The sequence below is a fragment of the Pseudomonas sp. Root562 genome (assembly GCF_001427125.1).
Classification (GTDB): domain Bacteria; phylum Pseudomonadota; class Gammaproteobacteria; order Pseudomonadales; family Pseudomonadaceae; genus Aquipseudomonas.
Window position 1 is genome coordinate 455,608 of sequence record NZ_LMGK01000020.1, and the last position, 10,266, is coordinate 465,873.

Sequence of the window (10,266 nt, forward strand, 5' to 3'; positions counted from 1 at the left end):
GGATGGGATTATGTGAACACCACCGTCCATTGTGGGAGCTGGCTTGCCAGCGATGAGGCCAGTGCAATCACCTAAATTCTTCAGCTGCCCACTCGTTCCTCCCAGATAGCAAAGCCCCCCGCGGCGAACCTGACTGAGACGGCAATGACAAAACCACGTTCGAAAAAGGCTCTTTACATCGGCCTGCCATTGGCCCTGGCGATCAGCGCAGGTGCCGGCTTCGCGGCTTGGGATTATTGGTTCAAGGACAATCCCGGTTACCCGGTCAAAGTGATGAAGCAGGCCGATGAATTGCACGAACGCCTGCTCTCGTTCGACAGCCACATCACCGTGCCGATGGACTTCGGCACTGCCGGCAACGAAGCCGACAAGGACGGCAGCGGCCAGTTCGACCTGGTGAAAACCGCTCGCGGTCGCCTCTCCGGTGCCGCGCTGACCATTTTCGGCTGGCCGGAAATCTGGAACGGCCCCAACGCACCCCATCGCCCCACCGCCGGTTTCATCGAAGAAGCACGCTTCGAACAGGAAACCCGCTACAAGATCATCACCACGCTGGTGCGTGACTTCCCCAATCAGGTGGCCATCGCCTACACCCCCGATGATTTCCGTCGCCTGCATGGCGAAGGCAAGTTCGCGATCTTCATGAGCATGCTCAACGCCTACCCGCTGGGCAACGACCTCAATGCCCTGGACAAATGGGCCGCGCGCGGCATGCGCATGTTCGGCTTCAGCTACGTGGGCAATAACGCCTGGGCCGATTCGTCGCGGCCATTGCCGTTCTTCAATGATTCGCGGGACGCCCTCGGCGGGCTTTCGGACCTCGGCAAACAAGCCGTGCACCGTCTCAATGATTTGGGCGTGATCATCGACGTGTCGCAGATGTCGACCAAAGCCCTGGAACAAGTCGCCCGGTTGAGCCGCACGCCAATGGTCGCCTCGCATTCGGCGCCCCGCGGGCTGGTGGATATTCCGCGTAACCTCAGCGACCACGAAATGCAGTTGATCAAGGACAGCGGGGGCGTGGTGCAGATTGTCGGTTTCCCGACCTACATCCGCCCGCTGAGCCAGGCCACGCAGGCCAAGCTCAACGCCCTGCGTGCGCGCTTCGACCTGCAACCGCTGCAAGGTCTGGAGATGGCGCTGATGCCGGGGGATCCGGTCATCACGGTCTGGTCCGAGCAACGCTTTGGCGAATACGCCAGCCAGCTCTACGCCATCGTCGACGAAGAACCCAAGGCCACGCTCAAGGATTACGGCGATGCGATTGACTATGCGGTGAAGAAAATCGGTATCGACCACGTGGGCATCAGCTCCGACTTCAACGATGGCGGCGGCCTGGATGGCTGGAAGGATGTCAGCGAGGCGCGCAACGTCACCGCCGAGCTGATCAGCCGCGGCTACGGCGAAGCCGACATCGCCAAGCTCTGGGGCGGCAATTTTCTGCGGGTCTGGGATCAGGTCGAGAAATCCTCCAGACCCGTCGCCAAAAACTGATGCCACATTTGCCAAGCGAAGCCGAAGCCATGACCAACCGTCGTTCATTCCTCAAGCAGGCCGGTATTCTCGCCGCCGGCCTGCCGCTGGCTGCCGGCGTGAATCTGCCGGCGCTGGCCGGCAATCCACAGCAGCCATCGCAACCCCTGGCCAAGGGCAAATGGGCGCAACTGCGCCAGCTGTTCAATCAAGACCCGGACTACTTGCACTTCGCCAACTTCCTGGTGACCTCGCACCCGACGCCGGTGCGCAACGCCATCGACATGCACCGCGCCAGCATCGACCGCAACCCCGGCCGCGCCATGGACTGGGACCTGCAGGAAACCGAAAAACGCGAGCACAACGTGCGGGTCTGGGCTGGCCGTTACCTCAATGCCACGCCTGAACAGATCGCACTGACCGGCAGCACCACCGAAGGCCTGGCGATGATCTACGGCGGTATTCATGTGCGCCCGGACCAGGAAATCCTGGTCAGCGAACACGAGCATTACTCGACCCACTACACCCTGGAGTTTCGCCAGCAACGCCAGGGCACGAAGGTGCGCAAACTCAAGCTGTTTGCAAACAGCCACGACATTTCAGTGGACGAAGTGCTCGACTCGATCGCCAAAGGCATTCGCCCCGAAACCCGCGTGCTGGGCATGACCTGGGTGCAATCGGGCAGCGGCGTGAAATTGCCGATCGGTGAAATCGGCAAGCTGGTCGAAGAGCTGAACCGCCAGCGCGAAGAAAAGGACCGCCTGCTGTACGTGGTCGACGGCGTCCACGGCTTCGGTGTCGAAAATCTCGACTTCCCCGACATGCACTGCGATTTCTTCATCGCCGGCACCCACAAATGGATGTTCGGCCCCCGTGGCACCGGGATCGTTTGCGCGCGCTCGGCCGAGGTCAGGGACGTCACGCCGATCATTCCGACCTTCGGCGAAGCCACCGATTTCGCAACCATCATGACCCCCGGCGGCTATCACAGTTTCGAACATCGCTGGGCGGCGGACGAAGCGTTCAAGCTGCACCTGGACCTGGGCAAGGCCGATGTCCAGGCGCGCATTCATGAACTCAACACCTACGCCAAGCTGCGGCTGCTGGAACAGCCGCGGATCGAGCTGGTTACCCCGCAGAGTCCGCAGCTGTCGGCCGGTTTCACGTTTTTCAGGGTCAAGCAGCAGGATTGCGAAAAGATCGCCAGCGCACTGATGCAAAACAGCGTGGTCTGCGACTCGGTCGACCGCGACGTCGGCCCGGTGATCCGTATTGCCCCGGGTCTGCTCAATAGCGAAAGCGAAATCGACCGTTTCATGGCCCTACTCAACAAAATCGCCTGACGCCTGATTTTCGTAGGGGCCAGGCTTGCCGGCGAAGGCGTCCATCACATCGCCTTCGCCGGCAAGCCTGGCTCCTACAGATTCGACTCTCACCTTTTTATCGAGATGACACATGAACAGTGATCTGCTGCCATTCAAGGCCCTCGCCCTGGCCGCCATCACGGCCGGCCTGCTGCCAACCGCCGTCCACGCCGCCACACCAACGCCACCGGGCAAGGTATTCAAGGACTGCCGCGATTGCCCGGAAATGGTGGTTTTGCCCGCCGGCACCTTCACCATGGGCACCCCCGATGACGAAGTCGGCCGCGAGCCCGATGAAGGGCCGATGCATGACGTGACGTTCGCCAGGCCGTTCGCCATGAGCCGCTTCCAGATCACCGCAGGCGAGTGGGACAGCTACGTCAAGGAAAGCGGCGTGACCATCGCCAACGGCGATACCCGACCCGGTCGCGAGTGCATCGCCAGCAAGCCGCGTTATCCACAGACCCCGCGCCAGCCAGCGGTGTGCATGAACTTCGATGACGTTAAAAACTACATCGCCTGGCTGTCGAAGAAAACCGGGCAGAAGTACAGCATGGTCAGCGAAGCACAGCGCGAATACGCGGCACGCGGCGGTACCAAGGGTCCGTTCCCCTTCCCGTTCGATGAAGGCAAGCAATACAGCATCGCCAGGCACGCCAACACCTACGGCCCGGCTGACGGCTACAGCTACAGCTCACCGGTCGGCAGCTACCCGCCTAACGCCTTCGGCATGTACGACATGCATGGCAACGTCTACGAATGGGTCGAGGATTGCGAACATCCGAGCTACGTCGGCGCCCCCACCGACGGTAGTGCCTGGCTGGAAGCCAACTGCGAAGCCGTGCGCATCCGCGGCAATGACTGGGGTGAAGCGCCGGTGTTCTCCCGCTCCGGCAACCGCAACAGCCAGTACCCACAGGAACGCGGGGACTGGATAGGCTTTCGCGTAGTGCGCCAGCTCTAAGGCACACCACGTTCCCCCTGTGGGAGCCAGCCTGCTGGCGATGACGACTTGTCAGTCAGCAGAGATGTCGACTGACCGTCCGCCATCGCCAGCAGGCTGGCTCCCACAGGGTTGATTGATCGTTCCCACGCTCCGCGTGGGAATGCATCCCGTGACGCTCCGCGTCACCTTCATTCATTCGAGCGACGGTCACCACCAGTCAACCGACGCTAAATTAACCCCTCGACCAGACGTTCTACTGGGTATCTGCCTTACGACCCAAGGAACAGTCTTCCATGACCCAGCCCACTCGCGGCGCCATCGGCGAATTGTTCGCCCTGCTCAAACCCTTTCGACTGATCGTCGCCGCGTCCATTTTCCTGGGCATGGTCGGCGGCCTGAGCGTCACGGTGTTGCTGGCGACCATCAACAACGCATTGCACTCGGACGGCCTGACCCAGGGCGTGGTGGCGCTGTTCGCCGGCCTGTGTCTGTTGGCGCTGGCCAGTTCGATCTGCTCCGACATCGGCACCAACTATGTCGGCCAGCACATCATCGCCAAGCTGCGCAAACAGTTGGGTGAGAAAGTCCTGTCGGCACCGATCGAACAGATCGAACGCTACCGCAGCCATCGACTGATCCCGGTGTTGACCCACGACGTCGACACCATCAGTGATTTCGCCTTCGCCTTCGCGCCGCTGGCGATTTCCGTCACCGTGACCCTCGGTTGCATGGGCTACCTGGCAATCCTGTCATGGCCGATGTTCATGATCATGCTGGCCGCGATCATGATCGGCACGGCGATCCAGGCCTATGCCCAGAGCAAAGGCGTACAGGGCTTCATGGCTGCCCGCGATGCCGAAGACGAGTTGCAGAAGCACTACAACGCCATCGCCGAAGGTGCCAAGGAACTGCGGATTCACCGCCCGCGCCGCCAGCGCATGTTCACTTCGGGCATCAAGGGCACCGCCGAATTCATCTGCAACACCCAAGTGCGCTCGATCAATACTTTCGTCATTGCCAAGACCTTCGGCTCGATGCTGTTCTTCGTGGTCATCGGCCTGGCCCTGGCGCTGCAAACCTTCTGGCCGAGCGCCGACAAGACCGTGATGAGCGGCTTCGTGCTGGTGCTGCTGTACATGAAAGGCCCGCTGGAACATCTGATCAGTACTTTGCCGATCGTCAGCCGCGCGCAGATTGCCTTTCGCCGCATCGCTCAATTGTCCGAACAGTTTTCCACCCCTGAGCCGCACCTGTTGCTCAGCGATCAGGGCGACGTCAAACCCGCCGTGCACCAACTGCAACTGGCGGACGTGCGCTACACCTTCCCGTCGGTGGACGGTGCCACACCGTTCCAGTTGGGTCCGGTCAACCTGACCATCAAACAGGGCGACATCACTTTCATCGTCGGCGAAAACGGCTGCGGCAAGACCACGCTGATCAAGTTGCTGTTGGGCCTGTACACCCCGCAACAGGGGCAGATCCGCGTCAACGGCGAGGCCATCGATGCACAGAACCGCGACGACTATCGCCAGTTGTTCACCACCATTTTTGCCGACTACTACCTGTTCGACGACGTGGTCCAGGGCGACACGCACATCCCGGAAGATGCCAACAAGTACCTGCAACGCCTGGAAATCGCGCACAAGGTCAGCGTCAAGGACGGCAACTTCACCACCACCGACCTTTCCACCGGCCAGCGCAAGCGTCTGGCGCTGGTCAATGCCTGGCTGGAAGAACGGCCGGTTCTGGTGTTCGACGAATGGGCGGCGGACCAGGACCCGACCTTCCGCCGGGTTTTCTACACCGAGCTGCTGCCGGACCTCAAACGCCTGGGCAAGACCATCATCGTGATCTCCCACGATGACCGTTACTTCGATGTCGCCGACCAACTGGTGCGCATGGAAAGCGGCCGGGTCGTGAGCGAATTGACCCCGGCCTGATCACCCATTTCAAGACCTTGCGCAGAACCTGTGGGAGCGGCTTGCCCGCGATAGCGGTGGGTCAATAGACATCCATGTTGAAGGTGATGGCCCTATCGCGGGCAAGCCCGCTCCCGCAGGTTTTTGTGCAGGTTTCAAAAATGGAAAAATTATTTTTCCGGTTTCGCACTCACGCCCCGTCTTAATAATAATTCCCATTAACAAAAACTCTGCACGACACTTTCAGGAGCACAGGCAGTAATGCGATCCCTTCCATGCCGCACACCTCTCGCGCTGGCCGTACAGCGGCCGACCTTGCATCGAACCTTGCTGACCAGCGTACTGCTGACCGCCACCTTGCTGGGGAGCTCGATGGCCAATGCTGCACCTGTAAAAGTGAGTATTCCTGTGCAACCGCTGTCCAGCGCGCTGACTCAACTGGGCATGCAGACCAATCTGCAAATCCTCTACAGCCCGGACCAGGTGGCCGGTCTTAAATCCCGTGCGGTATCCGGTTCGCTCGAACCTTCCGAGGCGCTGGCCGAATTGCTCAAAGGCACCGGCATCTCGTTCCAGATCAACGGCAACAGTGTGACGCTGATGTCCGGCGGCTCTTCGAGCCTGCAACTGGGCGCGACCACCATCTCCGGCCAGGCCCTGGGCCTGACCACCGAAGGCACCGGTTCCTACACCACCGGCGCTACCACCACCGCCACCAAACTGCCGCTGACCATTCGCGAAACGCCGCAATCGGTGACCGTGGTAACCCGTCAGCAAATGGATGACCAAGGCTCCAAGAGCGTGAGTGATGTGCTGCGCAATACGCCTGGCGTCACCATGCAAAAGTACGACAGTGACCGCACCGAGTTTTCCACCCGTGGCTTTGCCATCACCAACTTCCAATACGATGGCGTCAACATTCCTTACGACGGTGTCTACGGCGAAAACCCGAACAACAGCGACGACTCGGCCAGCCTTGACCGTGTCGAAATCATCAAAGGCGCGACCGGCCTGATGACTGGCGCCGGCGACCCTGCCGCCACCGTCAACCTGGTGCGCAAGAAACCGACCAAGGAGTTCAAGGCTTCGGTCAGCGGCACCGTCGGCTCGTGGGACAACTACCGCACCGAAGGCGACATCTCCGGCTCGCTCAACGACTCCGGCAGCGTGCGCGGTCGCTTCGTTGGTGCCCTGCAGGACAAAGATTCGTACATCGACCACTACAGCCAGAAGAAAGACCTGTACTACGGCATCCTCGAAGCCGACCTGACCGACGATACCCTGCTGACATTGGGCGTCGACAAATCCAGCGCTACCCCGCGCGGCAGTTCCTGGACCGGTAACTCACCGTTCTACACCGATGGCGGCCGTACCGATTTCTCCCGCAGTTTCAACCCGGGGTCTGACTGGAGCCGTCGTGATTTCGACAGCACCACTTACTTCGCCTCCCTGGAACAAGCGCTGGCCAACGACTGGAATCTCAAGGTCACCCTCGATCAGAAGACCACCGATCACGACACCCAACTGGCGTCCGCCAGCGGCGGCAACCCGGATCGTGCCACCGGCGAAGGCATGTTCTTCTACTGGGGTCGCTGGGAAGGTCATCGCGTGCAGAACACCGCGGACGTCAACGTTTCCGGTCCGTTCAGCCTGGGTGGTCGCGAACATGAACTGGTGGCGGGTTTCATGACCTCCCATTCCCGTCAGACCGGTTCGACTTACGACAGCAGCGAATTCGGCCTGGTGCCGGGCGATATCTTCGACTGGAAGGGCCACATCGCCAAACCGGAGTTCCCGAAAAACGGCAAGTACGAGCGCACCCAGAGCCAGAACGGCGCGTACCTGGCCACACGCCTGCGACCGACCGACGACCTGTCGTTCATCCTTGGCGGCCGCGTCAGCACCTTCAAGTACAACGAGGATTACACCTACTACCCTGGCGCCGGTCTGGGCGATACGCATGCCAGCTATAAGGAACACGGTGTCGTCACGCCCTACGCCGGCGTCGTCTATGACCTCGACGATACCTACTCGGTGTATGCCAGCTACACCAACATCTACCAGCCGCAGATCTACAAGGACGCCAGCGGCAAGACCCTGGATCCGGTGGAAGGCAACAGCTATGAAACCGGCCTGAAAGCGGCCTACTTCGAAGGCAAGCTGAACGCCAGCCTGGCCTTCTTCCGCATCGAACAGGACAACGTCGCCCAGTACGTCACCACCGACACCGCCACCGGGCAGGACGTCTACAAGCCAACCAACGGCGCCACCACCAAAGGTGTGGAACTGGAAATGGCCGGTGAACTGGCCGAAGGCTGGAACGTGTCGGCTGGTTACACCTACGCCCGTTCCCGCGACAAGGAAGAACAACGCATCTTCGGCTTCCCGCTGGCGACCACCAAACCGGAACACGTCGTGCGCACGTTCACCACTTACCGTCTGCCTGGCGCCCTGGACCAGGTCACCGTCGGCGGTGGCGTAAGCTGGCAGAGTGCGTTTTACGGCCAGACCTTCAACCCGAATGTGGATGGCAGTGGTCAAGGCGCCAGCGTCAATCTCAAGCAAGGCGGCTACACCCTCGTGGACCTGATGACCCGCTATCAGTACGACGAACACCTGAGCTTCACCGCCAACGCCTACAACATCTTCGACAAGAAGTACCTGACGGGTCTGGGCAACTTCGGCACCACCTTCTACGGCGAGCCGCGCAATTTCCAACTCACGGCGAAGTACGACTTCTGAGCTGTTGAGCTGAGCTGAAAATGCCCGCATCGAGAGATGCGGGCATTTTTCATGGATCGTTCCCACGCTCCGCGTGGGAACGCAGCCCGGGACGCTCCGCGTCCCTTCMASRGCCGAACGCAGAGCGTCCGTTGAGGCATTCCCACGCAGAGCGTGGGAACGATCTGGTTTCATCTCACATGCGCGAACGCACCCACCCCGCCACCTTTGGATCGTTCYCACGCTCCGCGTGGGAAYGCAGCCCGGGACGTCCCCCCCCCCCCGCCACTTTTTGGATCGTTCTCACGCTCCGCGTGGGAATGCAGCCCGGGACGCTCCGCGTCCCTTCAACAGCCGAACGCAGAGCGTCCGTTGAGGCATTCCCACGCAGAGCGTGGGAACGATCTGGGTTCATCTCACATGCGCGAACGCACCCACCCCGCCACCTTTGGATCGTTCCCACGCTCCGCGTGGGAACGCAGCCCGGGACGCTCCGCGTCCCTTCAACAGCCGAACGCAGAGCGTCTGTTGAGGCATTCCCACGCAGAGCGTGGGAACGATCTGGTTTCATCTCACATGCGCGAACGCACCCACCCCGCCACCTTTGGATCGTTCCCACGCTCCGCGTGGGAACGCAGCCCGGGACCTGCATTCCCACGCAGAGCGTGGGAACGATCTGGTTTCATCTCACATGCGCGAACGCACCCACCCCGCCACCTTTGGATCGTTCCCACGCTCCGCGTGGGAACGCAGCCCGGGACGCTCCGCGTCCCTTCAACAGCCGAACGCAGAGCGTCCATTGAGGCATTCCCACGCAGAGCGTGGGAACGATCTGGGTTCATCTCACACCCTCGACCGCACCCACCCCGCCACTTCACGGTGAATCCCTTCCACCTCCCCCAACAACCCCGCCATGCGCAAGAAATCATGGGTCATGCCTGGTTGTTCGAGCAAGGTCAGGTCATTGCCGGCAGCGCGCAAACGCTCGGCATAGGCCAGCCCTTCGTCATGCAGCGGATCATGCCCGGCCAGGTACACCAGCGCCGGGGCCACGCCCGACAAGTCTTCAGCCAACAACGGCGAGCAGCGCCAATCCGCCAGGTCTGCCGGAGTGCGGCCGTAGTGGGCGTAGAACCAGTCCAGGGTCGGGGTTTCCAGCAGGTAACCTTCGGCAAAGTCGCGATGCGAAGCGCGGTGAGTGGTGGCGTCGGTGACCGGATACACCAGCAACTGCGCCTTGGGCTTCAACGCCAGTTCTGCGGGGTCGCGCACGGCAATCAACGACAACACCGTGGCCAGGGTCGCACCGACGCTGTCGCCGGCCAGTGCCACCCGTGATGCATCCAGGCCACGCGCCGCACCTTCGCGAACCAGCCAGTTGCCGGCATCGCAGGCGTCCTGCACCGGGGTTGGAAAACGCCATTCCGGCGCCAACCGGTAATCCACCGTCAACACGGCAAAACCACCCTGCGCCGCCAGCCGACGGCACAACGCATCGTGGGAATCGAGGCTGCCGACCACATATCCGCCGCCGTGGAAATACAACATCACCGGTTGCAGGCCATCGGCCGCTTGCCCGTCGCGATACAGGCGAGCCGCGAGGCTGTAACCATCACGCGCGGCGATGCTGAAGTTTTCGCAAGCAATGTGCGCCAGCGGCACATCGAGAAAGCCCGAGGACGCTTCGAAGTCGATCCGCGCCTGTTGCGGCGTCTGTTCGTGCATCGGACGATTTTTACCGGTCAGACGGCCGAACTCGGCGAGTTCGAGGAATGCTTCAAGTTCTGGCAGTACGGCCATTGGGACGAATCCTTTTACACAATGAAGGGAACCTGTGGCGAGG

6 protein-coding genes are annotated in these 10,266 nt (G+C 61.3%); 5 read left to right on the forward strand and 1 reads right to left on the reverse strand.

Annotated elements, in window-relative coordinates:
* Window positions 1-144 precede the first annotated feature (144 nt).
* The 5 genes from pvdM (at window position 145) to ASD60_RS15765 (ending at window position 8,444) form a co-directional block, all read left to right on the forward strand.
* Complete coding sequence (pvdM, locus tag ASD60_RS15745; RefSeq protein WP_056854876.1) at window positions 145-1,494, forward strand: pyoverdine-tailoring dipeptidase-like protein PvdM; 1,350 nt, start codon at window positions 145-147, stop codon at window positions 1,492-1,494.
* 29 nt (window positions 1,495-1,523) lie between these two features.
* A complete protein-coding gene (gene pvdN / locus ASD60_RS15750) occupies window positions 1,524-2,816 on the forward strand; it encodes a pyoverdine-tailoring periplasmic protein PvdN (protein ID WP_056854904.1) in 1,293 nt (430 codons plus the stop codon).
* A gap of 112 nt (window positions 2,817-2,928) precedes the next feature.
* Window positions 2,929-3,801, forward strand: coding sequence for a dihydropyoverdine dehydrogenase (pvdO, locus tag ASD60_RS15755; RefSeq protein WP_056854877.1), 873 nt, complete (start codon window positions 2,929-2,931; stop codon window positions 3,799-3,801).
* 275 nt (window positions 3,802-4,076) lie between these two features.
* Window positions 4,077-5,723 carry a cyclic peptide export ABC transporter gene (locus ASD60_RS15760; protein ID WP_056854878.1) on the forward strand — a complete coding sequence of 549 codons (1,647 nt, stop codon included), beginning with the start codon at window positions 4,077-4,079 and terminating at the stop codon, window positions 5,721-5,723.
* 240 nt (window positions 5,724-5,963) lie between these two features.
* Entirely contained in the window at window positions 5,964-8,444 is a 2,481-nt protein-coding gene (locus tag ASD60_RS15765) for a TonB-dependent siderophore receptor (protein WP_056854879.1), read from the forward strand.
* A gap of 822 nt (window positions 8,445-9,266) precedes the next feature.
* Here ASD60_RS15765 and ASD60_RS15770 read toward each other — a convergent pair.
* A complete protein-coding gene (locus tag ASD60_RS15770; RefSeq protein ID WP_056854880.1) occupies window positions 9,267-10,223 on the reverse strand; it encodes an alpha/beta hydrolase in 957 nt (318 codons plus the stop codon).
* Window positions 10,224-10,266: the final 43 nt, after the last annotated feature.